The organism is Rasiella rasia (genome assembly GCF_011044175.1).
Classification (GTDB): Bacteria; Bacteroidota; Bacteroidia; order Flavobacteriales; family Flavobacteriaceae; genus Marinirhabdus; species Marinirhabdus rasia.
This window is the reverse complement of record NZ_CP049057.1, coordinates 2,682,937-2,708,654: the sequence shown is the minus strand read 5'-3', so window position 1 is coordinate 2,708,654 and position 25,718 is coordinate 2,682,937. Positions and strand designations below refer to the sequence as shown.

The 25,718-nt window shown below is 39.3% G+C and carries 22 protein-coding genes; 2 read left to right on the top strand and 20 right to left on the bottom strand.

The features are described from left to right. Positions 1-16 precede the first annotated feature (16 nt). From G5B37_RS12065 to G5B37_RS11985, 17 genes are all read right to left on the bottom strand, one after another. The gene (locus G5B37_RS12065) at positions 17-1,633 is read right to left on the bottom strand and encodes a helix-turn-helix transcriptional regulator (protein ID WP_164680280.1); all 1,617 of its coding nucleotides are present in this window, start codon (positions 1,631-1,633) and stop codon (positions 17-19) included. A 29-nt stretch (positions 1,634-1,662) separates the two neighbouring features. Further along, positions 1,663-3,660, bottom strand: a complete 1,998-nt coding sequence (locus G5B37_RS12060) for an alpha-ketoacid dehydrogenase subunit alpha/beta (protein ID WP_164680944.1) — start codon at positions 3,658-3,660, stop codon at positions 1,663-1,665. A 260-nt stretch (positions 3,661-3,920) separates the two neighbouring features. After that, a complete protein-coding gene (locus G5B37_RS12055; RefSeq protein ID WP_164680279.1) occupies positions 3,921-5,234 on the bottom strand; it encodes a dihydrolipoamide acetyltransferase family protein in 1,314 nt (437 codons plus the stop codon). A 14-nt stretch (positions 5,235-5,248) separates the two neighbouring features. Next, entirely contained in the window at positions 5,249-5,854 is a 606-nt protein-coding gene (locus G5B37_RS12050; RefSeq protein ID WP_164680278.1) for an acyltransferase, read from the bottom strand. Beyond that, a complete protein-coding gene (locus G5B37_RS12045; RefSeq protein WP_164680277.1) occupies positions 5,854-6,606 on the bottom strand; it encodes an enoyl-CoA hydratase/isomerase family protein in 753 nt (250 codons plus the stop codon). Before G5B37_RS12045 ends, G5B37_RS12050 begins: the two co-directional genes overlap by 1 nt. 95 nt (positions 6,607-6,701) lie before the next feature. Further along, complete coding sequence (gene paaZ / locus G5B37_RS12040; RefSeq protein WP_164680276.1) at positions 6,702-9,242, bottom strand: phenylacetic acid degradation bifunctional protein PaaZ; 2,541 nt, start codon at positions 9,240-9,242, stop codon at positions 6,702-6,704. A gap of 99 nt (positions 9,243-9,341) precedes the next feature. Further along, the gene (pcaF, locus tag G5B37_RS12035; protein WP_164680275.1) at positions 9,342-10,556 is read right to left on the bottom strand and encodes a 3-oxoadipyl-CoA thiolase; all 1,215 of its coding nucleotides are present in this window, start codon (positions 10,554-10,556) and stop codon (positions 9,342-9,344) included. Next, positions 10,553-11,065 (bottom strand): hypothetical protein, encoded by a 513-nt coding sequence (locus tag G5B37_RS12030; protein ID WP_164680274.1) that lies wholly within the window; start codon positions 11,063-11,065, stop codon positions 10,553-10,555. Before G5B37_RS12030 ends, pcaF begins: the two co-directional genes overlap by 4 nt. Positions 11,066-11,071: 6 nt before the next feature. Next, entirely contained in the window at positions 11,072-11,479 is a 408-nt protein-coding gene (locus G5B37_RS12025) for a PaaI family thioesterase (protein WP_164680273.1), read from the bottom strand. Next, the gene (locus tag G5B37_RS12020; protein WP_164680272.1) at positions 11,479-12,654 is read right to left on the bottom strand and encodes a 3-hydroxyacyl-CoA dehydrogenase NAD-binding domain-containing protein; all 1,176 of its coding nucleotides are present in this window, start codon (positions 12,652-12,654) and stop codon (positions 11,479-11,481) included. Before G5B37_RS12020 ends, G5B37_RS12025 begins: the two co-directional genes overlap by 1 nt. Positions 12,655-12,732: 78 nt before the next feature. Continuing rightward, entirely contained in the window at positions 12,733-13,512 is a 780-nt protein-coding gene (locus tag G5B37_RS12015) for an enoyl-CoA hydratase-related protein (protein ID WP_164680271.1), read from the bottom strand. A 140-nt stretch (positions 13,513-13,652) separates the two neighbouring features. Next, positions 13,653-14,153, bottom strand: a complete 501-nt coding sequence (gene paaD, locus G5B37_RS12010) for a 1,2-phenylacetyl-CoA epoxidase subunit PaaD (protein WP_164680270.1) — start codon at positions 14,151-14,153, stop codon at positions 13,653-13,655. 12 nt (positions 14,154-14,165) lie between these two features. After that, positions 14,166-14,921: a 1,2-phenylacetyl-CoA epoxidase subunit PaaC gene (gene paaC / locus G5B37_RS12005; protein WP_164680269.1), complete on the bottom strand. Its 756-nt coding sequence runs from the start codon at positions 14,919-14,921 to the stop codon at positions 14,166-14,168. Positions 14,922-14,984: 63 nt separating this feature from the next. After that, on the bottom strand, positions 14,985-15,269 hold the full coding sequence (gene paaB / locus G5B37_RS12000; protein WP_164680268.1) for a 1,2-phenylacetyl-CoA epoxidase subunit PaaB: 285 nt from the start codon (positions 15,267-15,269) through the stop codon (positions 14,985-14,987). Positions 15,270-15,273: 4 nt separating this feature from the next. Continuing rightward, positions 15,274-16,230 carry a 1,2-phenylacetyl-CoA epoxidase subunit PaaA gene (gene paaA, locus G5B37_RS11995; protein ID WP_164680267.1) on the bottom strand — a complete coding sequence of 319 codons (957 nt, stop codon included), beginning with the start codon at positions 16,228-16,230 and terminating at the stop codon, positions 15,274-15,276. 42 nt (positions 16,231-16,272) lie between these two features. Then, positions 16,273-17,346 (bottom strand): 2Fe-2S iron-sulfur cluster-binding protein, encoded by a 1,074-nt coding sequence (locus G5B37_RS11990; RefSeq protein WP_164680266.1) that lies wholly within the window; start codon positions 17,344-17,346, stop codon positions 16,273-16,275. 84 nt (positions 17,347-17,430) lie between these two features. After that, complete coding sequence (locus G5B37_RS11985; protein WP_164680265.1) at positions 17,431-17,991, bottom strand: TetR/AcrR family transcriptional regulator; 561 nt, start codon at positions 17,989-17,991, stop codon at positions 17,431-17,433. A 106-nt stretch (positions 17,992-18,097) separates the two neighbouring features. Here G5B37_RS11985 and G5B37_RS11980 point away from each other — a divergent pair, with 106 nt between their 5' ends. Both G5B37_RS11980 and G5B37_RS11975 read left to right on the top strand, forming a co-directional pair. After that, positions 18,098-19,837: an aromatic amino acid hydroxylase gene (locus G5B37_RS11980; protein ID WP_164680264.1), complete on the top strand. Its 1,740-nt coding sequence runs from the start codon at positions 18,098-18,100 to the stop codon at positions 19,835-19,837. A 36-nt stretch (positions 19,838-19,873) separates the two neighbouring features. Further along, positions 19,874-20,185, top strand: coding sequence for a rhodanese-like domain-containing protein (locus G5B37_RS11975; RefSeq protein WP_164680263.1), 312 nt, complete (start codon positions 19,874-19,876; stop codon positions 20,183-20,185). On the opposite strand, the gene G5B37_RS11970 is transcribed toward G5B37_RS11975, so the two are convergent. The 3 genes from G5B37_RS11970 to G5B37_RS11960 all read right to left on the bottom strand — a co-directional run bounded on the left by G5B37_RS11970 (position 20,174) and on the right by G5B37_RS11960 (position 25,647). Further along, positions 20,174-20,785 (bottom strand): DUF4230 domain-containing protein, encoded by a 612-nt coding sequence (locus G5B37_RS11970; RefSeq protein ID WP_164680262.1) that lies wholly within the window; start codon positions 20,783-20,785, stop codon positions 20,174-20,176. The genes G5B37_RS11975 and G5B37_RS11970 overlap by 12 nt on opposite strands. An 85-nt stretch (positions 20,786-20,870) precedes the next feature. Continuing rightward, positions 20,871-24,131: a caspase family protein gene (locus G5B37_RS11965; protein ID WP_164680261.1), complete on the bottom strand. Its 3,261-nt coding sequence runs from the start codon at positions 24,129-24,131 to the stop codon at positions 20,871-20,873. Position 24,132: 1 nt separating this feature from the next. Beyond that, positions 24,133-25,647 (bottom strand): C1 family peptidase, encoded by a 1,515-nt coding sequence (locus G5B37_RS11960; RefSeq protein ID WP_164680260.1) that lies wholly within the window; start codon positions 25,645-25,647, stop codon positions 24,133-24,135. Positions 25,648-25,718 lie beyond the last annotated feature (71 nt).

Here is a 25,718-nt window from a genome sequence, read left to right as displayed (position 1 = left end):
GAAAAAGAATATGTATTTAATCGAAACTAGACAAGTAGGCGGAGAGATCTGTTTCAGAATGTGTAATATTTAATTTTCTTCTGAGCCTAGTTCTTGCATTTTCAACAGATTTTGCTGTCTGTCCCGTTATCTGTGATATTTCTTTTGAGGTAAGGTTTAGTTTGAGGAGCGCACACAAGCGTTTTTCTCTAGGCGTTAGGTCAGGGTGCCTTTGTACTAGATTTTTATAGAAGTTTTCGTGTACCTGTTCGAATCGTATTTCAAATTCTTCCCATAGATTGTTGTTAGTATCCCGTTTCAACCTTTTCACCACATAATCTATAGCGTTTTGAGTTTCTTTTTTGGCGGCTTTTAAACGTACTTGTTTTAAATCGGTGAGAATTTCGTCAATTATTTCTGTGCGATGGATCTCAACCATTGCCTTTCCTATCAATTCCTTATTCTTCAACTGAATATTAGACTCTAGCTCCTTTTGTTTTGCGGTGGCTAGTTGTTTTTCTAATTCTGTACGCTTTAACTTATTTCGAAATCTATATAACAACATACCTAACAGTAAGAGTAAAGATACCAAGCCTAAAAAAATAATATAATTCCTAAACCTCCGTTTGCTATCTTGTAATTCACGTATTTCTTCTTTGTTTTTAAATTCCTGTTCAACTTTTATTTTTTCAACATTCGCAGCCTTCTCTTCTAAGTTTAAGCTATCTCGTACGGCATCATATTTTTGAAAGTATTCTGAAGCATTTTTATAATCCTGCTTGTTTATATAGTTTCTGTATAACGTTCTTAAAGCCGCTTGATTTTCAAAACTGTATTGGTTGTCTGAAAGCGCCCTATTCGCTTTCGTGGCATACGCTATGGTAGAATCTAATTGATTTATATTTTCATAATACGTAGCAATCGAATTATATATCCATCCTTTAGATTGAGCAGTAGTACTAGATTCCTTTTCGATATAATTTGCAGCTAACACAAAATAGTTCTGTGCTTGATCTAAGCTGTCTTTTAAAAAATAAACCCTTCCCAAGTTACCATATAGATAGGCCTTCAATGATGTTTCACCCGACACGGTTCGCAGTAATTTTTCAGAACGTTTATAATAGTAATTAGCCGAATCAACTTGTGATCTTATATAGCTAGTCCCTAGATTATTTAATATTTTCGCTAGTAAAATGGTATCACGTTCCTTTGCTGCGTAATCATAAAGTTTCTTAAAAAAACGACGGGCTTTTAAAGGCTCATTTATACGACCGTGCACAACTGCTAAATTCTGCTCTAGTGTTATTGAAGTACTGCTAGAAGGCTTATTTTGATAGTAATCATACGCTTTAAGATAATGTTCAAGTGCAATATCAAGTGCATCTTTACTAAAAAACATGTCTCCGGCCGTCGTATTATATTGTGCTATTAATTCTTCAGAATCTGAATTAATAGCATGTTTCTCGGCAATATTTAAATAATGTAAGGCCCGATCCCAATCTTCATTTTTTAACTGTGAAGCAATTGAAATACTAATCTTTGATTTTTCGCCTTCGGAAGAAGTTATGGCCAAACTATCGACCAACACAGAGATAGGCTCTTGAGCCATTCCTGAAAAAGCAATTAGGAATATAAGAAGTAGTCGAAATAACATATCAAGATTAATCCGAAAGATACTGAATTTTAATAACCCAATAGGGTTTCAATCTTTGCCTTTACCTTTTCTGTAGAAGGTATCATTGTTTCTTCCAATACCGAGTTTAACGGAATGGCTGGCATATTCTCGCTACCAACAATCATTACTGGCGCATCTAACTGCTGAAAGCATTCTTCTTGAATCCTGCCTTGCAATGCTCTACTAAAACTATTCTCGCTAGGCTCTTCTGTTACCACTAGGCACTTGCCACATTTTTTGACACTTTTGAATACGGTATCATAATCTAGCGGATGCAATGTTCTTAGATCAACAATTTCTATACGATCTGTCATTTCTAGCTCTCTAGAGGCATTGTAAGCCCAGTGTACACCCATACCGTAGGTAACTATCGTAAGTGTCTCTTCCTCTTCCTGCGGCCAAATTTCTTGCAACACCCATGCCTTACCAAAAGGCAAAATATAGTCTTCGCTAGGCTCTAAAGATGTTGCTCCTTTTGTACCTTTTACCTTACTCCAATACAATCCTTTATGTTCAAAAATTACAACAGGATTAGGATCGTAATACGCTGCTTTCATCAATCCTTTTAAATCGGCTCCATTACTAGGGTACGCAATTTTCAATCCGCGTATGTTACTCACTACACTTTCCATAGAAGACGAATGGTAAGGCCCTCCACTTCCGTAGGCACCTATAGGAACTCTTAAAATCATTGATACTGGCCATTTCCCGTTAGAAAGGTAACAGCTACGAGACACTTCAGTAAATAGTTGATTAAGTCCAGGCCAAATATAATCGGCAAACTGAACCTCCACAATTGGTTTTAGTCCAACGGCACTCATACCAACGGTAGAACCAACAATAAAGGCCTCTTGAATAGGCGTATTAAACACGCGGTTGTCCCCAAATTTTTGTGCCAAAGTAGCCGCTTCTCTAAAAACACCTCCAAGTCTACCACCAACATCCTGACCGTAGAGCAAGCATTCAGGGTGTTTTGCCATAAGTTCTTCAATAGCAAACAACGCACAGTCTACCATCACCACTTTCTCCCCACCTTTTGGAGAGCGTTCTCCTACTTCTTCGGTGATTGGGGTAGGTACAAAATCGTTGGTAAATAAATCTTCGGGCTTGGGGTCTTCTGCTTCCAAGGCACTTTTCAGCGCCAATTCTACTTCAGTTTGAATACCGTTTTCTATTTCTGTTATTTCTTTTTCTGAAATATTATAGGATGCGAGAAGTTTCAACATTTTAGGATACGGATCTCGGCTTCGAGCTTCCTCTAAATCATCGCGATAAAACTCCATTCGCACACCAGATGTATGGTGATTTAACAATGGCACTTTAGCATGCACTAGAATAGGACGACGTTCTTTTCGTATAGTTGAAATTGCCTTTTTTACAGTGCTATAGCTCTCTTCAAAATTAGTTCCATCTATAGAAATAGCCTCTAACCCGTGAAACCCTGCGGCATATTCTGCGGCATTCTGAGCTCTTGTTTCTGCAGCATTTGCTGAAATATCCCACCCATTATCCTGTACTAGATATAAAATAGGAAGTTGCTTTAACGCAGCCATCTGAAATGCTTCGGCAATCTCCCCTTCTGTAACACTTGCATCTCCTAAGGAACAAACTACTACGGGTGCTTCTTTGTCTGAATGTGAGGCAAGACCCTCAGCTTCTGAGTACCAAAACCCCATCGCTACCCCTGTTGCTGGAATGGCCTGCATTCCTGTTGCACTACTTTGGTGAGGTATCTTTGGTTTGTCATCATCACGTAAACTAGGGTGTGAGTAATACGTTCTACCCGCCGAAAAAGGATCGTCTTTTTTTGCCAAAACCTGAAGCATGAGCTCATACGGTGTCATACCTATTGCCAACAACATGGCGTCATCCCTGTAGTATGGAAACATGTAATCTTGAGGTTGCAATTGCATTCCTACAGCCGTCTGAATAATTTCATGCCCCCTAGAGGTAGCATGCACATATTTTGAAACTACCTTAAAATTTTCTTCATAAATTTCGGTCATTGCTTTCGCCGTGACAAGATTTTTGAAGGCTTTTATGGCTAGTTCTTTATTTATAAATTTATCCAATTGATTATGTATTAATATTAATTTTGAAACAAGAAACAGAGCATTTATTCATTTGGGAAAACCAAACTTTTTATAATTTGGAAGCGTTGAAGTGAATAAATAGTTATCATCTATTATGTCTACTGCATCTTGCCAGATTTTTTATTTTTAAAAATTGCACCTTCCTATAAAGTCTTGTTTCTTGATCCTTCTGTCTAAATAGTTCGCTTCTCATCAAACTGCTCCATATAATCTCCTACTTTACGCAAGAAACTACCTGCTAAATATCCGTCTACAATTCTATGGTCAAAAGAAAGCGACAAATACATCATACTTCTAATTTCAATGGAATCTCCATCAGGTTTTTCGATAACCTCAGCGCGTTTTTTGATAATTCCTGTGGCAAGAATTGCTGCCTCAGGCTGGTTGATAATTGGAGTTCCCATTAAGCTACCAAAGGTTCCAACATTACTAATTGTAAAAGTACTTCCTTTGGTATCATCGCCCTTTAGTTTTCCATCGCGTGCTTTAGCTACTAATTGGTTTGTTGTGGCGGCTAATTCTTTTAAGTCTTTTTTATCGGCGTTTTTTACTACAGGCACTATAAGGTTTCCTGAAGGTAATGCCGTTGCCATACCAATATTTATTGCTTCTTTTACAATAATATTTCTCCCGTCGAGCGAAGAATTAATCATCGGATACTCTTTGATAGCGTTTGCCACAGCCTCAATAAATAGTGGTGTAAACGTAAGTTTTTCTCCATGTTTTTTCTGAAAATTGGCTTTGTTCTTATTTCGCCAGTTTACCATTTCAGTAAGATCTGCTTCAATATAAGCCGTTACATGAGGTGCTGTTGTGGCGCTAAAAACCATATGATCTGAAATCATTTGGCGCATCCGGTCCATTTCAACAATTTTACCTTTACCCTTATCAAATTTTAAATCGGGTACCTGAAATCCTGATACTTCAGGTACGACTTGTGCAAATTGAAAAGGTCTTCCTTCTTGTAAATAGGATGATACATCACTTTTTCGCAACCTACCGTCTTTTCCTGTTCCCGTAATACGAGCTAATTCTTCGTACGAAATATGATGTTTTCGTGCCATGGCATCAACCAGAGGAGAAATGAAGAGGTTTTCATTTACCCTAAACGATTTCGAACTTGATGAAGAAGTAGTTCGGGTGTTTGTCCTTCCTTTCCCTTTGGGCAACGCTCCTTGAGAAAGAGCACTTTTTTTAGTTTTACTTTTTTCGTTATCTCCAGTTTGAGGTGTTTTTGCGACGGCTCCACTGAGTTCAAGAATTGCAATTACTGCACCCACAGGCACTACATCTTTTGCCGAAACTTTATGAGAAATCATTTTTCCAGCACTAGGTGCAGGCACTTCATTGTCTACTTTATCTGTAGCCACCTCGACCAAAATATCGCCTTCTTCAAAAGAATCTCCTTCTTGCACGAGCCAATTAATAATGGTTCCTTCGGTAATACTCTCGCCCATTTTAGGCATAAAAAACTCTGTCTTTGACATGCTATTTTTGTTCTTTATTCTCTGTTTTTTGCTCTTATTTCTGAAAGCGTCTTATAAAAATCTTCTTGTACAGGTCTGCTCTCAGGAACTTCACGTAGCGGTTCTACTTCCATTAGACTCTCATGGCAATCGGTTGGTAGCTGCTGGTATAATTCTGTGCCTGCAGTTTTCCAAGCAATCATTTCTTCTGAAACTTCCTTGATTGCCTTTGCGGGATTACCAACAATTAATTGCCGCTTTTCAAATTTACTTTCGGCCTTCACAAACGTCATAGCACCAACAATACACGCATCACCAATTTCGGCGTCATCCATGATTACGCTATTCATTCCAATAAGGCAGTTGGCTCCTAAATTGGCTCCATGAATGATGGCTCCGTGCCCAACATGCGCGCCTTCTTTAAGTACAATACTTTTACCCGGAAACATATGAACCGTACAATTTTCTTGTACGTTTACCCCATCTTCTAATATAATTTCTCCCCAATCGCCTCTAATGGCTGCACCTGGACCTATGTAGCAGTTCTTACCAATTATAACATTACCAGTTACAGCGGCAAGCGGATGCACAAAACTAGATTCGTGAACAATAGGTATATGTCCTTTAAAGCTATAAATCATTATTTAAACCTTTTCAACGTTTCTTTGGTAAAATCACTCAACACCAAACGTCCTGAGATTACGGCTCGTTCGGCGAGCAATTCGTCCCAATTTTCGGTACCACTCCACATAATTTTCTTCATTTCTTTCATGGCTTCCGGATTGTAATTGCATAAATTTTCAGCAAACGCTTGCACTGCTTCATCTAACGCTTCTGTAGATTCATACACACTGGCATACAGACCTTTCTGTCTTGCCCATTCGGCATCGTAAAAACTATTAGCATCTATTGCTATTTGGCTCATTCCTGTTAAACCAAGTTTACGTTCTACTGCAGGCCCTACAACAAAAGGACCAATCCCGACATTTAGTTCACTTAATTTAATTGCTGCAAATTTGCTTGCCATACAGTAATCTGTGGCACTTGCCACTCCTACTCCCCCGCCTACGGTTTTACCTTGAATACGTCCAATTATAAATTTAGGGCATTTTCTCATGGCATTGATTACATTGGCAAAGCCGCTAAAAAAAACGCGCCCTGTTTCTGCGTCATTAATATTAATCAGTTCTTTGAAGCTGGCTCCTGCGCAAAACGTACGATCACCACCACTTTTTAAGATGATTACTTTAACGGCATCATTTTCTCCTGCTTCTTTTATTGTTTTTCGCAGCTTTTCGAGAATATCTCCTGGCAAACTGTTATGCGCTGGGTGAAAGAATTCTATGGTTGAAATTCCGTTCTTTACTTCTTCTTTTACGTAAGGTTTAGTCATTGTTTTTAACTTGTTAATGCGACTGTAACGCACATTCGGTTTAATTTAATAGGATCTTTAAAGGTCTCACCTACGCTTGACCATACAATATTTACTTAGAGCAAATCAAATTGTTCAAAATGATGATTTAAGTGTTTTCGTTCCAATAAATACGACTCGTATCTATTCAATTCTCCGAAAACTAAATTCTTTAAAACTGCATCTGGGTTTTCTTTAAAAAACTGCAAATACGTAAAACGCTGCTCTAAAAATTTCATTTTAGCTGTTTCTAGGTCTGGATGTCTTAAGGGTGCCAAAGTATCTTTCTCTAATTGCGGAAATTGAGAGTTCTGCGGAAACTTCTTGTAGTTATACAAACTGTCATGCACAACATCTACGTACTTTTCAGGTGTTGAAATTTCAAAATCCTGAATCTCTCCCGAAGCAATTTTATAGGTATATTCTAGATGTTCTACCATATGCTGCGGTGTCATAATTCCCCATTTTGGTGTGGTGTCTACTGAAAGTTTACTGAGACAAGCTCGAATCTTTTCAGTGGTCATTTCTTCAAAAACGGTTTGCTTCTTTTCAACCATAGTAAGAATGGTTGCAATACACACCAATGAGTCTTCTTTTTCGGCACCTTCAGGTAAAGTAGCGTTCGCTGCATCTACATTGGCATCAAAAATTTCAACATACCACTTAACGATACCACTAGGGTGTTCTTGTCCTCGTGAATCTCTATCTACTTTTTGCTTACAGGTAAGCCGTACGTATAATGTATCATTATGGTAAATTGGGCGTAAGAATCTTATTTCTTCCAATCCATAATTTGCTGCTACGGGTCCTTTGTTTGGGTACACAAACAGTCCTGCTGCCATCGATATAATGAAGTACCCATGGGCAGTTCGTTTTTCGAAGATGCTACCGTCTAAAGAAGTAATGTCTGTATGGGCATAAAAATGGTCCCACGTAATATTTCCGAAGTTAACAATATCGGTATCTGTTACGGTTCGGTTGTGAGTTTTAAGCGACATACCGGGCTGGATGTCTTCCCAGTGATAGGCAAATGGATGCTTCTCGGTATTTTTATAAGCTGCTTTAGGCTGGTAAATTCCAGTTACAGCAGTAAGGGTTGTAGGACTTCCTTGAATAGCGGTACGTTGCATATAATGTTTTATACCGCGCATACCACCCATTTCTTCTCCCCCTCCGGCACGTCCTGGACCACCATGTACCAACGCTGGTAGCGGCGAACCGTGACCAGTACTCTGCTTAGCACTCTCTCTATTTAGCACTAAAATTCGTCCGTGATGTGATGCAGCTCCAACCACATATTCTTTGGCAATAGCATCATTATTTGTAGCGATAGAAGACACTAAGGAACCTTTTCCCATTTGGGCAAGTTTAATGGCTTCATCTAAATTTTTATAAGGCATAAGCGTACTTACCGGACCAAAAGCTTCGGTAGTATGGCATGCTTCATTTTTAAAGGGATGGTCTTCGCGCAGTAGAATAGGTTTAAGAAATGCACCCTTTTCTGAATCTGCTCCTAGTGTATCTAAATGATCTACATTCCCGTAGACAATAGCTGCAGTTTCTGAAATTTTTGCAACTTGTTCACGCACGCTTTCACGTTGTTGCTGACTTACCAAGGCACCCATGCGTACTTCTTTAAGACGTGGATCTCCAATGATAACTTTGTCTAGTTGTTTACCCAATGCTATTTGCACATCTTCGGTGAGTTTTTCGGGGACAATAATACGGCGAATTGCAGTACATTTTTGTCCGGCCTTCACGGTCATTTCTTTACGCACTTCTTTAATGAACAAATCGAATTCTGGTGTTCCTGGCACTGCATCTTCTCCTAAAACCGAAGCATTCAACGAATCTGCCTCCATGGTAAATGGAACAGATTCTTCGGTTAAACGAGGGTGTTGGCGTAAGATTTTTCCAACTTTGGCAGATCCGGTGAACGTAACTACGTCTTGAGAAGTTACCGTTTCTAAAATATTCTTTGCGGTTCCACTTATAAGTTGCAAAGCTCCTTCGGGTAAAATGCCCGATGCAATAATTTCTTTGACTACGGCTTCTGTTAAGTAGGCTGTTTGTGGTGCAGGTAATACAACAGCTGGCATTCCCGCCATCCAATTTACGGCGCACTTTTCTAACATACCCCACACTGGGAAATTGAAGGCATTAATATGTACTGCTACGCCTTGTTTTGGCACCATAATATGATGTGCCATAAAGCGACCTCCTCTAGACAAATCGATTGGGTCTCCTTCTACATGATAGCTTTGGTTAGGAAACAATTTTCGTAGAGAGGCATTGGCAAATAAATTACCAAAACCACCTTCAATGTCAATCCAACTATCAACACGGGTTGCTCCTGTGCGGTAACTTAATTCATAAAATTGCTCTTTTCTTTTGGTTAGGTACAGCGCTAGGCTTTTTAGCATATTACCTCGTTCTTGAAACGTCATTTTGCGAAGAACATTCCCTTTTTCTCTACCGTATTCTAAAATCGATGGAATATCTAATCCGTTTACCGTTACACTCGTAAAAGCTTCACCCGTTACCGAATCATGAATTAGTGTTCCGTCTCCCTGACCATTTTGCCAAGTTCCTTGTACGTAATGTTGCGTTTTATTCATTTACTTTTTATTTGCGTTAGTGATTGAGGCATTGTTGGAGCTCTCTGCCGCAGGCCGAAGCGACTGCCGAAAGCACGACTCGCCGCGGCGAGTAACGCCCTAAACATTCACATTCTCAATAATTGCTGCATATCCTTGCCCTACACCAATACACATGGTAATTAGCGCATACTTTTTAGCTGTTTCTTGTAATTCTAAGGCGGCAGAATAGGCTATTCTGGCACCTGTAACTCCGAGAGGATGACCAATTGCAATAGAGCCCCCATTGGGGTTTATCCTTGGGTCGTTGTCATCAAGGCCCCACGCTCGAATACAGGCAAGTGCTTGCGACGCAAAAGCCTCGTTTAATTCAATTACGTCCATATCTGCCATGGTAAGTCCAGCCTTTTGCAGGGCTTTGTTACTCGCTTCTACTGGACCAATACCCATAATTCTAGGTTCTACACCTACAACAGCCGAGCTCACGATGCGAGCTAGCGCATTTAAGTTGTATTTCTTTACTGCATCTTCTGAAGCAATTATGGTAGCCGCCGCGCCATCGTTGAGCCCTGAAGCATTTCCTGCAGTAACGCTACCTCCTTCTTTTTTAAAGGCGGGTCGTAATTTTGCAAGAATTTCTTTGGTAGTACCTGGTTTTATAAATTCGTCTTGCGCAAACACAATAGGATCTTTCTTTCGCTGCGGAATGGAAACCGGAGCTATTTCTTTTGCCAGTCTTCCATTTTGCTGTGCTTTTGAAGCTTTCATTTGGCTATGGTATGCAAATGCATCTTGATCTTCTCGCGAAATATTGTATTTCTCTACTAAGTTTTCGGCGGTATTTCCCATGCCGTCTGTCCCGTACAGCTCTTGCATTTTTGGATTTACAAAACGCCATCCAAAAGAAGAATCGTACATCTTACTATCGTTTCCGAAGGCGCTAGAAGGTTTTGCTATTACGTAAGGCCCGCGTGTCATATTCTCCACTCCTCCAGCGATAAAAATGTCACCATCACCAGCTTTAATTGCTCTGTTGGCGTGGATAATTGCTGAGAGGCCACTACTACATAATCTGTTTACTGTTTCGCCAGGCACTGTAAATGGCAGTCCTGCTAATAACAATGACATACGTGCAACATTTCGGTTGTCTTCTCCAGCTTGATTGGCACACCCCATAATCACATCGTCGTAGGCATCTTTTGGAATGTTAGGATTTTTCTCTACCACTTCCCTTATAACGTGCGCGCCTAAATCGTCTGTTCGTACTGCGCTTAGGGTTCCTTTGTAGCTTCCAATTGGAGTTCGCACTCCATCTATAATATATGCTTGTTTCATTCTTTTATAAGTTTTGCTGAAATCGCCGCGTTTTCAATAGCCGATTTGTATGTTGACTCCGTTCCTTTTGGGAAAAATCCGCCTACTTCTAGTACACTGGTTTCATTATTCTTTTTAATATATGAAACAATCTCCACGAGTTCACCCGCTCTGTCTTGTTCCATTTTTTTATACATAAATTGCAGTCCGCCAAGTTCAATTTCTTTAGATTCTATGGTCTTTATTCCCGAAATCTCAGTATTTATATATTCTTTAAAATCGGTATAGGAGTTAGATCTGTATGTAGCTTTTAAAAATGCTTTCCCATCTTCTGACCAATACCCATTATCGTGTGGTGCTGGGTATGTTTTTGGATACAAATCTGTGGCAACTGTAATAAAAACAATGATCTCGTTAGCAGCCACCTCTTCTATTTCTTCTTCAATCTCCACCTCAACTTCGTCTATGTCTTGACCAAAGCTGAATGTACAGATTATCAATAAAATTCCTAACAATGCTTTTGCTCTCATAGCCTATTATTCTGTCCAATCTTTTGATGTACGGTATACCACACCCTTAAAAAGTGCCACCAATTGGTTGTCTCGCTTAACCTCTACCACATTAAAACCAACTTTAGTTTTCTGAAGGTCTACAGTGGCATGTGCTGTAATATAATCGCCCTCGTTTAACGCCTCTATATGATTAATGCTCGTTTCTATAGAAACAGCGTACTTTCCGTGCGTATTTGCTGTAAATCCGAAGGCAGTATCTGCCAAAGAATAGGTAATACCCCCGTGGGCTTTGTTCATGCTATTTAGCATTTCTTTACGCACTGTCATTCCTACTTTTACATGACCGACTTTGCACTCCAAAATTTCGATACCTAACCATTTGCTATAGGCATCTTGCGAGAGCATTTTATATGGTATTTGTTCGTCTTTCATTAAAAGAAGGTTTTATTTTGTTTCTTCATTTTTCTAAGCAAAGGAGAACATCTGTAACGATCTTCGTGATATTCATCATATAATTCGTCTATTTTTTGAACACACCAATCAATTCCTTTTTCGTCTGCCCAAGTTAAGAGTCCTTTTGGATAGTTTACGCCTTTAGTCATAGCATTGTCTATAGCCTCGGCATTGGCGATATTTAAAAACAGGGCGTCTGCGGCTTCGTTAATTAGCATTACCAAGATGCGTTCAAAGATATTTTGTAATAATGTTGCGTCGTTAGATATGTTGGCTTCATTAGCAACTACCTGACCTTTTTCATTGTAGGTATAGTAACCTTTCCCAGATTTTCTTCCTAAATACCCTGCTTCCGAAAAGCGCTTTTGAGTGAATGCCGGTTTATAGCGCGGATCGAAATAAAATGCTGAAAACACGGTTTCTGTAACTGTATAGTTTACATCATTACCTATAAAATCCATTAACTCGAAGGGTCCCATTCTAAATCCGCCAACAGTTTTCATGGCGTGGTCTATGGTTGCAAAGTTGGCAATTCCTTCTTCGTAAATTCGCAATGCTTCTCCGTAAAAGGGGCGTGCTACTCGGTTTACGATAAAACCTGGAGTGTCTTTGGCTATGGCAACTGTCTTACCCCAACTTTGTATGGTTTCTTCGGAAATTTTAAGCGTTTCTGTACTAGTCTGGATTGCTGGAATTACTTCAACCAACTTCATTAGTGGAGCTGGATTAAAAAAATGAATCCCCACACAACGTTCAGGTTTTTTAAGTGAAGAAGCTATAGAGGCAATTGAAAGTGAAGAAGTATTGGATGCGATAATGCATTGCTCATCTACATACCCTTCTAATTCTTGAAAGACCTTTTTCTTTATCTCTAAGTTTTCTACAATAGCTTCAATTGTCATATTACTATCGGCGAGTTCGTGTAACGAGTTTACGTAGGTAATATTAGCCTGTATTCTCGTTTTTTCGTCTGTATTAATACGGCCTTTTTCAACCAATCGATTCATTATTTTTTCCAGACTTGCTTTTGCGGTATCTAAGGCGGCTTGATTTAAATCGAATAGTTTTACCTCACAACCAGCAGTTGCCGCTACTTGCGCAATCCCAGAACCCATGGTTCCTGCTCCAATTACACCTATATTTTTTATTGTCATTTGTGTTAGATCTATTGAATTAACCTCTATTGCTATCCAGCTATATGTTTTGCTAGGCGCTAGAAGTGGCTTGTCTAATTAATTTCCTATAAAATTTGGTTTCCTTTTTTCTACAAAAGCGGTCACCCCTTCTTTATAATCGTTACTTTGAGCTGCTTCGATTTGCAATTTACCTTCCAGCTCTAGCTGCTCTTCTAACGAATTTGTCATTGTGATATTTAATAGTCTTTTGGTCATTCCTAATGCTTTGGTAGGCATTTGTGCCATGTGTTTTGCTAGTGCCATTACTTCTCCTTCAAAAATTTCTGAAGGAATAACTTTATAAATCATTCCTAACTGTTCTGCCTGCTCTGCAGAAACTTTATCGCCCAACAGCATGAGTGCCGACGCTTTTTGAAATCCGATTAATCGTGGCAGGAAGAATGTCCCGCCGCTATCTGGGATTAAGCCTATTTTACTAAATGCTTGTATAAAACTTACTTTTTCATGCGCTACAACTATGTCACATGCCAAGGCAATATTTGCTCCTGCTCCTGCAGCTACTCCATTCACAGCGGCTATTATGGGTTTTTCAATAGCTCTAATACGCGTGATAATTGGGTTGTAGTGTTCTTCCAGAATTTTTTTAAAACCAGGGTTTAATTCGGGAGAGGTCACCTCTTTTAAGTCTTGGCCAGCGCAAAACGCCTTTCCTGCTCCCGTTAGCACAATCGCTCTTACATTGTTATCTGACTGGCAGGTGTCTAGCTCTCTTTGAAGTGCAAGCGCCATTTCGCGATTAAAACTATTAAACACTTCTGGTCTATTTAGTGTTATGGTCGCTACACCTTGCTCTATTTGTGTTGTTATACTGCTCATATTATAATCCCTTTTAGGGCAATTTATTTGTATACTAATTCTGCGTTAGGGATTGAGGTAAGGTACCGTGTACCACCGAAAGCCCGGCTCTTTGGTACTCACTGAGGCGTGCGAAGTGAGTACTATAGAGAACGCCCAAATTATTTTAAACATTTAAAATAGTCGAATGGCTCTTGACAGTCATCACATTTAAACAATGCTTTACATGCCGTAGCGCCAAACTGACTCGCCATGTGGGTATTTGTACTACCACAATTGGTGCATTTTACTAATTTTTTATTTCCGAGCAGGACCTCTTTGTCTGCTGTTTCAGATAAGGGTCTTGCGATGCCGTATTCTTCCATCTTTCGCAATCCCGCTTCACTAATCCAGTCGGTACTCCATGCAGGTGCTAGCACTAGTTCTACCGCTACATCTTTTCCAATTTCAGCAAAGGCTGCTTTTAAGTCATCTCCTATAACATCCATTGCTGGGCAACCACTATAGGTTGGCGTAAGTTTTATTTGTACAACACCAGCCACTTCTACGGCTTCTCTAATTACGCCTAAGTCGAGAACCGTAAGCACTGGAATTTCGGGATCACTTACTTGCTCCAAGACTGGAATAAGATGTGCGTCGATATTTGCCTGAGCTATAGTCACGTTTTAGACTGGTTACCACTCCATATTTGGGTAGGTACGTTGCATGTATTGCAGCTCTGTTAAAATATAACCCATGTATTCGCTATGCACTCCTTTTTTCCCTCCGCGGGTGAAATATTTGCGCTCTGGCACCGTGAGTTTTGCTTCTTCTAGGACTTCGGAAACTTCCTTATAATAGGATTCTTTTAATTTTGTGGTGTCTACGGCAATTCCTTCAGAAGCCATGGCTTTATCTGCTTCTGTTTGGTCGAAAAGCTCGTCTGTATAAGCCCATAGATCATTTATTGCTTCTTGCATTTTGGCATTGCTCTCTGGCGTTCCATCTCCCAATCGTTTGATCCAATCGCTAGAAAATCGTTTGTGATAGCTCACCTCTTTTACTCCTTTTTTTGCTATTGCAGCTAAGGTGTCGTCTTTACTTTGCATAAGTTGGTTCATAAATAAAAGGTGAAACACATCGAACAAAAACTGGCGTCCCATTACGTACCCGAAGTGTGTATTGGGTTGTTCTACCAACAATACATTTTTGTATTCTTTTTCAAGGCGCAAGAAAGCGATGTCGTCTTCGGTTTTTCCTCCTCCTTGAATCTTTGCTGCGTACTGATAGTAATTTCGGGTCTGACCGATAAGGTCTAGTGCAATGTTCGTACCTGCAATGTCGGTTTCTAGTGTTGGGCCATGGCCACAGAGTTCTCCCAAACGTTGACCTAGAATTAGGCTGTTATCTGCGATGGAGATGATGTAGTTGAAAAGATGTTGATTTTTCATTCAAAATTGTGCTGTGTTTGTCTAAAACTTTAGACTGGGTGTAAAGAGACAAACAAGTTACATTTACATATGTTTCACTTCGTCTGGCAGGTCGTAGAACGTTGGGTGACGGTATACTTTATCCTGAGCAGGTTCAAAAAGCTCCCCATTATCTGCGGGGTTGCTAGCTGTAATATGCTTACTTTCTACTACCCAAATGCTAACACCTTCACTTCTACGCGTGTAGACATCGCGTGCATTTTCTAGTGCCATAGCCGCATCTGACGCGTGCAAACTTCCAAAATGGCGATGTTCTAGACCATTTTTACTTCGTACAAATATTTCCCATAAGGGCCAATTCTTACTCATAATTTTAGATTGCTTCTTTAAGTTTTCTTTTCTCGTTCTTCTCTGCATATGCCATGGCAGCATCGCGCACCCAAGCACCATTTTCCCAAGCATTTACGCGATCTTTCATTCTTTTCTTGTTACACGGGCCATGTCCTTTCACCACCTGCCAAAACTCATCCCAATTAATTTCACCGAAATCGTAGTGTCCTGTTTCTTCATTCCATTTTAAATCTGGATCTGGCACTGTAATTCCGAGTAAATCTGCTTGCGGTACTGTTTGATCTATAAATTGCTGACGTAGTTCGTCATTGGTTTTTCTTTTCAGTTTCCACTTCATAGATTGTTCTGTGTGAATGGATTCTGCATCTGTAGGTCCGAGCATCATCAAGCTAGGCCACCACCATCTATTGAGTGCGTCTTGCGCCATTTCCTTTTGCTCTGGTGTTCCGTTGCATAGCTTTAGCATTATTTCAAAGCCTTGACGCTGGTGAAAACTTTCTTCTTTACATACTCGCACCATTGCTCTAGCATATGGACCAAAAGAAGTGTTACATAATGGCACTTGATTAATAATTGCGGCACCGTCTACTAACCAGCCTATGGCGCCCATATCTGCCCAAGTAACGGTTGGGTAATTGAAAATGGACGAATATTTTGCTTTGCCAGAATGCAGTTGATCGTACAGTTCGTCTCTAGAAACACCTAAGGTTTCGCAAGCAGCGTATAGGTAAAGTCCATGACCTGCTTCATCCTGTACTTTTGCCAATAAAGCCGCTTTTCGTCTTAATGAAGGTGCTCGAGAAATCCAATTTCCTTCAGGTAGCATTCCTACGATTTCGGAGTGTGCATGTTGAGAAATCTGACGAATATGTGTCTTTCTATACTTCTCTGGCATCCAATCTTTTGGTTCAATCTTTTCGTCACGTGCAATACGGGCTTCAAAAATTGCTTCTAGGCTTTTAATTTCTTTATCACTCATAATTTTTTACTTTAAGCTAAACACTATTGCGTAAGCTGTCTTCTATACGTCAAAATCTACTTTAACCTTATCTGTTGTTGGCACTGCTTGGCAACTAAGTACTAAGTTTTGTGCAACTTCTTTATCGTCTAAAGCATAATTAATTTTCATCTCTACGGCGCCTTCAACAACTTCACATTTACAAGTGCTACAAACACCGCCTTTACAGGCAAAGGGTAAATCTGCCCCTGCTCCAAGTGCGGCATCAAGAATATTATCGTATTCTTTTGTCATGGTAAATTGAAATTCTTTACCTCCATCTACTATTACCACTTCGGTTCCTTCTACATTTTGCTGTGCCAAGCGCTCTTGGCGGGCAATATCTTCTTCTGAAAGTCCTGTTACAAACAACTCGAAATGCACTAACTCTTTAGGCAGGCCTGCGGCAATTAAATAGGCAGATACGTAGTTGACCATTTTTTCTGGTCCACATAAAAACACTTCACTTGTATCTGGAATGTCGATAAAAGTTTTAGTGAGCACCTCCATCTTTTCGTCGTTAAAACGACCATTAAAAAGTTCGATATCTCGACGTTCTTTGGTTAAGAAATAGTAAATCTCTAGTCTTCCAAAGTACTGGTTACGAAGCTGTTCTAATTCTTCTTTAAAGATAATTGATTTTGCTGTCTTATTCACATAAAACAACTTGCAAGTTGCTTGGGTTTCGGCAGCTAAATGCGATTTAATCATAGATAAAACTGGAGTAATACCACTTCCTGCTGCGAAGAAAAGATAGTTTTTGGCTTTATTTGGTGCAACTTCTACTCCAAAAGTCCCGCTAGGCTCCATTACCTCGAGAACATCTCCCGATTGTAATACATCATTAACATAGGTTGAAAATTTTCCTCCCAATATTTTCTTTACTGCCACCTTCCACTCACCATCGGTTGGACTTGAGCACAAGCTATAAGATCTGCGTACGTCTTCTCCATTTATATCGGCTTTTAACGTGAGGTGTTGGCCTTGACGAAAATGAAATGCTTCAGATATTTCCGAAGGCACCTCGAACGTTAGCACAGAACAATCTTCTGTCTCTTTGTAAATGTTCTTCACTCGTAAATTATGAAAATTCGCCACGCGCTGAGTTTTTACGTTAAGTATTACAAAACTAACGATTGTTAGTTAGATTTACAAACCCTTTAACATTGCCTGCCTATAGCCTTATACAATGCCATAAATTAAGGTAGTTACCATGTCTTTTTTTAGGATGTTTACATCCATTTTACCTCGCTTCTCATTCCAGAGATACAAGGTTCTTAGTGTAGAAAGAATTGAAAAAAGTAGCACTTCTGGATGATGCGCTTTTATAGTTCCCTCTTTTATTCCTGTTTTAATAATACTGCGGAAATTTTCTTCGTATTCTTCTCGCATCTTGACCACGCTATTTCGTTCTTCTCCTTCCAAATGCATCCAATCGTTGTTGAGAGCTGCGATGTTTTCGGCATAGTTTACTGTAATGTCGATATGAAATCCGATAATTTTTTCAATCTTCTCTATGGCTGAAATACGTTCAGATATAACCTGATTCATAGCCTGCGTGAATTCTATTGCTACCTCAACGATTAAAGTTGCCAAGATTTCTTGTTTACCATCAATATGATTATACAAGCTCGCGGCCTTTATATTCATGGCTTGTGCGATGTCTCGCATAGAAACAGCACTGTACCCTTTTTCTTTGAAAAGAGATGCAGCTACCTGAATTATTTCTTGCTTACGAGTCATTTGTTTTATTGGTGCAGTAAAGGTACTAGTTTTGAATCGAGATTGGAAGACACCATTATTGCTTAGAAATTAGTACAATTTAAGATATACTTCCTACTTTTGAACTATGACTGAAATTCGCATAGAAAGCAATGAATTGCTAGACAGACTGCCGCCACATTTAAAGCAGTATATAAAGCCTCAAAACTATGAGCATTACACCCCGATTAATCAGGCGGTGTGGCGTTATGTAATGCGAAAAAACGTAGCATATTTAAGCAATGTTGCGCATGAAAGCTATGTAGAAGGTTTGCAAAAAACAGGAATCTCTATAGATGAAATACCATCTATGTATGGCATGAACCGTATCTTAAAGGAAATTGGCTGGGCTGCAGTTGCTGTAGATGGCTTTATACCTCCTAATGCCTTTATGGAGTTTCAAGCCTATAAAGTACTAGTAATTGCGAGTGACATACGCCAATTAGAAAATATTGAATACACACCAGCCCCAGACATTATTCATGAAGGAGCCGGGCACGCGCCCATAATTGCTAGTCCAGATTATGCAGAATACTTAAGGCGTTTTGGAGAAATTGGAGCAAAAGCTATCTCTAGCGCACACGACATGGAGTTGTATGAAGCTGTTCGAGAATTATCCATCCTTAAAGAAGCAGAGGGAACACCACATGAAAAGATAGAAGTCGCAGAAAAATGGGTTGAAACACTACAGAATAAAGAAGTTACTCCGTCAGAAATTGCGCTCATACGAAACTTACATTGGTGGACCGTAGAATATGGTCTTGTTGGTACCGTAGACAATCCAAAAATATATGGTGCAGGTTTGCTTTCATCTATAGGTGAAAGCGCTTCTTGTATGAAAAAAGAAGTAAAAAAAATACCCTATTCAATTCATGCTGCCTATCAAGATTTTGACATAACAAAACCACAACCTCAATTATACGTCACGCCAGACTTTGCGTATCTACAAGAAGTTTTAGAAGAATTTGCTAATACCATGGCTGTTAGAAAAGGTGGTTGGCGCGGATTAAACAAATTAATAGAAAGCAAACAGCTTGGTACCATTGAGATTTCTACAGGACTTCAGATTTCAGGGGTTTTTACACGAATGATACGCAATGAAGACAACGAGGTAGTCTATTTTGAAACGCATGGAAACACAGCATTGGCATATAGAGAAACCGAAGTGATTGGCCACGGAATTTCTAGGCACACCAACGGATTTAGATCTCCGCTAGGGAAGTTGAAAGGTATTAATCTTGCTATTGAAAATATGGGACCCAGAGATTTGGCTGCCTATAATTTTTACGACGGAAAGCCCATTGCGTTCGAGTTTGAGAGCGGCATTAAAGTGAAGGGAATGAACGTAACAGGTATGAGAAACCTAAAAGGTGAGCTAATGCTAATACAGTTTAAAGATTGTTTGGTTACGTATAAAGATGAAGTCTTATTTTCTCCTGAAGACGGAGACTTTGACATGGCTGTGGGTAAAGAAATTGTCTCAGCTTTTGCTGGTGCTGCAGATTTTTTATCATTTGATTTAGTGGTACATGAGCTAAGCAGCCTAGGTGATAGTACCGAAATGAGTAGCAATCTAAAAACATTGAATAATTTGTATAAGCACGTTCGTGAAAAACGACTAGAAGGGCATGAAACCTACAAATTTTCAGATTTTGAGCCGCTATTTAAACAGCTTACAACCACGTTTCCAGATGATTGGCTGCTCTCGCTAGAATTATATGAATTAACGCTTTCTTCGGAAATCTTACAGTATTTACAAGAATTAAAAGAAAAAAAACCTGAGGTAGCGCATTTAATTGAAGGCGGCTTAACTCTTTTGGAACAATAAACATTTAATAAGGAACCCAACATACGGGCAATACACATGGGATTATTTAGTTTTTTATCAGGCAACAAATCAAACAAAATTCAGGAGTTTAAAGAACGTGGTGCTATCATCATAGACGTGCGTACCGTAAACGAATGGAATGGCGGACATATTAAAGGTGCTAAACATATTCCGCTACAGGAAATTTCAGCTAAAATTTCAGAAATAAAAAAATGGAACAAGCCTGTGATTACCTATTGTGCAAGTGGCGGACGCAGTGGTAGTGCTGCAAGAACACTAGAAAAACAAGGAATTGAAGCTATCAATGGTGGTGGCTGGAAGTCACTTCAGCAAAAACTACAGCGCTAACTTTTCAAATCCTGCTTCGGTATTGATAGTGGTTTGATTGTATTGTAAGGTCCAACCCATAGAATTGGTAAGAATATAGATTTTCTGTAATTCAGAAATGAGTCTATTCTCTGCATTTGAGACTAAATCGCTTGCCATTATTTTTTTTCGGAGTGACGCCTCGACCTTCTTTTTGATAGCGTTATAATCTTCCGCTTCAAATTGATTTAGATAATCTTGGGTAACATCATAATATTCAATATTGGGATTAATCTTTACTTCTGCTTCGGGTATGTTAGAAATGATAACTGTCTGAATCTCTGGTTTTATTTCGGTTACTATTTTACTTAAATCGTAAGAGATAGTAGCCTCTGCATTTACAACCACCAACGCCTTCTTGTTGGCGTCTATAAAGCCTAATAACTTCTCGGTATCCTTGTATGTAAAAACCTGCGCATAACTTCCTTCGGTTACAATGAGTTTTCCTACATTTTTAACCTGTTTCTCAATAAGTGCCGTATCTGCATCTAGCTGCTCACGCGCCTCTTTTTGATGCTCGCAATACTGCAATCCGAAGACAATTACAAGACAAATAATGATTCCTAAAACAATCTTACGCATGGTGGGAAGTTTTCAGAAAGATACAAAAAAGCAGCACGCCTTTTACTTACTAAAAGCGTGCTGCTATTAACAACCATACATTATTTTACTGTTTTACCCCTACAGGAAAATCTTGTCCGAACCCGAAGCTTGAAGGGTATTGCGGACTTCCTTTATATTTTTCTGAAATCTCAGGCACTCTACTTTCAATATAAGCCTTTATCTCATTTACGGTAATTCGCTTGTCGCCACTGTCTGCTTTTCCTGAAAGTGCTTCAAGCAAAGCATACGTAAACACGCCATGACCAAGTTCGTCAAACTCTGTAGCGTATTGTTCGCTTCCTGAAGCTGTAAGCCAGTGTGTTCCGGTACTTCGCGCCAATTGAGCAATAGCCTTTTCTTCTGCAGCACCACGAAGAGCCACACTATTAAGAGCGCCCGCGCTCTGACAGGCATCAAGAATAAACAACTGCTTTTGGGCAGGAATACCACTAGATATTTGTTTTAATTCTTTTGCTGAAACTCCCTTTTGTTTGAGTGCTCCATCATCTCCGTACAACTGGGTAACGTCATGTGGAACAAGATAAAACTCTTTTGCTGCATCCTGTGAAACTACCCCATGTCCGGCATAATAAAAGATAAAAATGTCTTGCGGATTCGAGGTACTTGCAATTTCTGTAAACTTGGAAATAATATTGTCTCGTATTGCCTGATCATTTTTCACTTCATATACATTTACTTTTGAGGTAATATCTTTTACACCATCGCGTATGCTTTGCATAAAGCTATTTGCATCTGCTACTGCATAATTAAGATTGTATTTAGGGTTTTTATAGGTATCTATACCCACTACCATAATATGCGCCTGCATTCCTTTTGGTTGGTAATCTGACTTTGCAGGTTGGTACACAACCTCTAATCTATCTGGTCTACTTTCTGTATTCTGAGAGTTTACTGCTATGGCTACAAATTGGTTTAGACCTTCAACAAGTTTTACCGAATACACTTTGCTATTTCCATTTACTGGCACATCATCTTCTACCACTAAATTTCTAGTGTTATTACGTAAGAGCTTACCGTTTTGGTATAATCTAAGCTCTGTTATTCTGTCTCCATTTGCATTGGCAGTTACTGTTATTTCACCAGTTCCACTTTGGGTAGTTACTGTTTGAGCGTCATCTTCGACTGTTAAATTTCTACTTCCCTCTTTGTAGGTCATAGAAACTGTTGGAGCCTTTTTTAAGTTTTTAATATCTCTTTTCGGTATGTCTAATTTTCCCCCTTTTAGCACCTTGTGCAACAGTCGCGGGGTATAAAAATTATCGAACACACTTTCTAGAGGAATACTCTGATTGCCATTTGCAAACGCTACCCTATTCCAGGCTCCTTGAGACCCATCGAACAATCCGTCTGGGGTATGCGCAATCCATTCGTCATCTTGAAAGATGTACATTCTTAAGACCTCCTTGTTATTCAAGATATCTATAAACTTTATAGCTCCAGAAGCAGGAACAGCCACAATAGTTTCTGTTACAAAACCTTCCTCGAAATAATCGAACATGGCACTTTTAAACTGATTTACACGCTTCCCAGTTTTCACCTCATATACAGAAGTTGGCAGCTGATAGCCTGTAAAAACAAGGTATTCGGCATTAGGTGAAAGTGCACCCATCTTTATTTCTTTACCTTGATCTATAGGAAAAGTTCTTTTAATTGTACCCGTGCGAGCCTCCACAATTTCAACTTGCTGAGCACCTCCATTAATGAGTAATAGCTCTGCTCCATTATTAATATGAAACGCACCACTATATCGCTCGGTCTTAGTCCAAAGTTCTTGCTTAGTTACATAATCGAAGTAAGTTATAGATTGTCCAGTGGTTACATCTCCAGCTGAAGTCTGTTCTGAATACAATATAAAATTTCCTGAAGGAGAAAGGTCTACCATTTGGCTACCGTAGGGCACTTCACTGCTTACTAATTTTATAAAAGATTCTGAATTGCTAGCTATATCAACGATACGAAGTGCACCACCCCCTAATGAAGCCATTAGTTGTTTCTCTGGTTCAAAATCGTAGTATTGTACATTCCCTACATTTTTTAGCAACGATTTTACGCTGTTAGGTTTTCCAGTTTCCAGCATGCGGATAGGCAAATTGGCATTTGGAATCGCATAAAACCTTTTATTTTGAGAATCTACCAATAACTTGTTGTATTGAACTGTATTTGGGTTTTCGAAGGCGTATTTCGTAAATCGTGTTGTTGCTTGGTTAAACAAAAAAGAATAGGGATGTCCGTAATAATCTGTGGCAACCAATTCTGTTCCATCGTTGTTTTGCAAAGCTCCAATATTACTTGCTTCTAAAAGGTTAAATCCAAATTCGGTGATGGGTTGTGCTTCGTATCGCTTAAATTTTGCGTACGGCTTTTCTACGCCACTCTGTACGTACAATAAATCTCCATCACTTAACATAGCTCGCTTTTCTTCTTCGCGATAAATCTTTCCCATGATGTAGCCAGAATTGGCATCAAGCTCTACAAGTAAACTACTTCCAGGAGCAACCCACATAGATTTACCATCAGAATTCATTTTAAGATCGCCTCTGTAAGGGGTTACCGTTGCGTACGGTAAATCTACCTGTAAGGTTTGCACCCATTGCTCTTCTTTCGTAAAATAATTATACCTGTAAAAAGATGCTTTTTTCTCGTTATACGAATACACTCCTACCATAGCATCACCGTCATCCATAAGGCCAAGCACGTAATCTTTCGTATTTATAAATTCACCCGTGGCAAATGAATAGAAATAATTTTCCATAAAATTAGTAGCAATCCATAAATGTGAATTGGTACTATTAATCTCAAAATGGCTTATTTCTCCTTCACCTGGAAATACAGGAACTTGAGTAGAAACAAACTCCTGCGATTCTTCGTTTAAAATGTACAATGCTTTTGCACCATTTACATCATCTGCATAGACCATTAAATACCCCTCACCTCCTGTTTGGTGAAAGTGCATGGCATGAATTCTTCCAAGTGGGTAGCGACCTATTTCTTTAAACGAAGTATTATCATAAACAAGCACTGTATTGCTTACAAGTGCATATGTTTTACCATGTATAGTGTTAATTTCAAAATCATTTCCGTAGCCACCTAGGTCTTCTGTATGATACAAAAACCCTGTGTCTCGGTTCCAAAATTTTAATGTTTGGTCTTTGTAACCATAGGTAACCAATAGATTTCTCTTGTTATCTAAAAGCGCAAAGGTAGACCCTTCTGCATGCATACTTTGAACAACAATATCTTTATCTTGTGCCACTGCTGAAAAGGTTAGCAATAGCAATCCTAGTATTTTTATGAACTGTCTCATACTATTTGTGAGTTATTTCAACCATTAATGGCACTACATAGCCATTCGCTCCTTCTTTAACTTCAAAACCAGGATTTCCAGACTGATACTTAACTTGACTCTTATCTATTAATTTATCACCTAAAGCTGCTTTAATCTTAGAAGTTAGCCCCCCTGAAGTTTGTTGCATTTTAGATAGGAGTTCGGCTTGATTTAATTCTTGCTGGCTAAATAATATTAGCAAGTAGTCGGTTCCAGGATTGTCATCCATTCTAATAACTTTCTTCTCACTTGGAAAAGCCAGTTCAGAGTTTCCGCCAATTAACGGTGACATACCGTCATCATAAGGAAGGATTTTATTAATCTTTTGGGTAAGATCTGTTGCAAAAGCATAAATATATCCTTCGTTTTCATTTTTCAAAAAGAATCGAAATCGAGTTCCAGAAGCATAAGCCTTAGTCATTCTATAAGCTACTAGATCTTCTCCTTCTATATCATCTTCAACTACCAAATTACGTGTTGAAGTACGGCTCACCTCCATTGCACTACCTGTATTTGTGACAAATCGAAGACTTCCTTTTGGTAATTCCCCAGCAATAGGGTTAGGATCTGGATCTGGCACAACATCTGGCTTAGGAACCGGTGACGGATTTGGGTTTGGCTTTACGTCTGGTTTTGTCTCTTCCTTCTTTTTATAATAGCTATACGGCTGTAAAGCACCCATAGCCCATTCTTCATATTCGGTGTACGGCACCCAAATAAATCCGCCATCTCCCCAGGCTGTACCCCAACTATTTAGTAATTGAAATGCACCGCCTTCATAGTTATCATCATAACCAATAACTACCATTGCATGATATCCGTGTTTTTTTGCTGTAGTACCAATATCTTCTGGCTTGGCACGCCAAACTTTCTTCGCGCTAAAAAAACTTTCAGGTAATTTCATACCTAGCAAAACAGGATACCCTTCAGTAAGTGCTTTTTTGGTTGTATTTGTCTTTACTCCAGGATCCTGAGCATCGAAGAAGAAGAGCGTTTGGTAATCTCTAATTCTATAGTCAATCGCCTCCATCTGGGCTTCTTTAGTAATACTTGGATTACACTGATACGGAAGCGTTTTTAAACTAGGAGCACCCGCTACTTTTAAAGCTTCTAGTCCTAGTTTTGGATTTGCTCCTTTGTTACAGGCAATATCATCTTCTTTTTTAATAAGTGAGTACACATATGAAGGAGATAAGGCATTGTCTGTAATGGTTTGCCGGTTCGTAATATTCATATCTTTGGCGAGCATCATAGTTCGTAGCCCGTATGCCGAAGCATAAGCAACGCAAGTACCATATTGCCCCTGATTACCAGGAGTTGGCGCCCACTTAGCTAATGACACTGATGCTGGAAGGTCTTCGTAGGTAGCACTCGTGAATTGAGCTTTGTAGGGTATGCTTCTGTACGATTCTTCGTCCCAGTCCATACCCATTGGATACTCCTGAGCAAACATGAATCCTGTTGCGAATAAAATTAAAAAAGTTAGCTGTCTCATATTATTAGATTTTTACATGATAAAACTAACTCGGGAAACCATAAAAAAAAATAGGGCAGTTGCCCTATTTT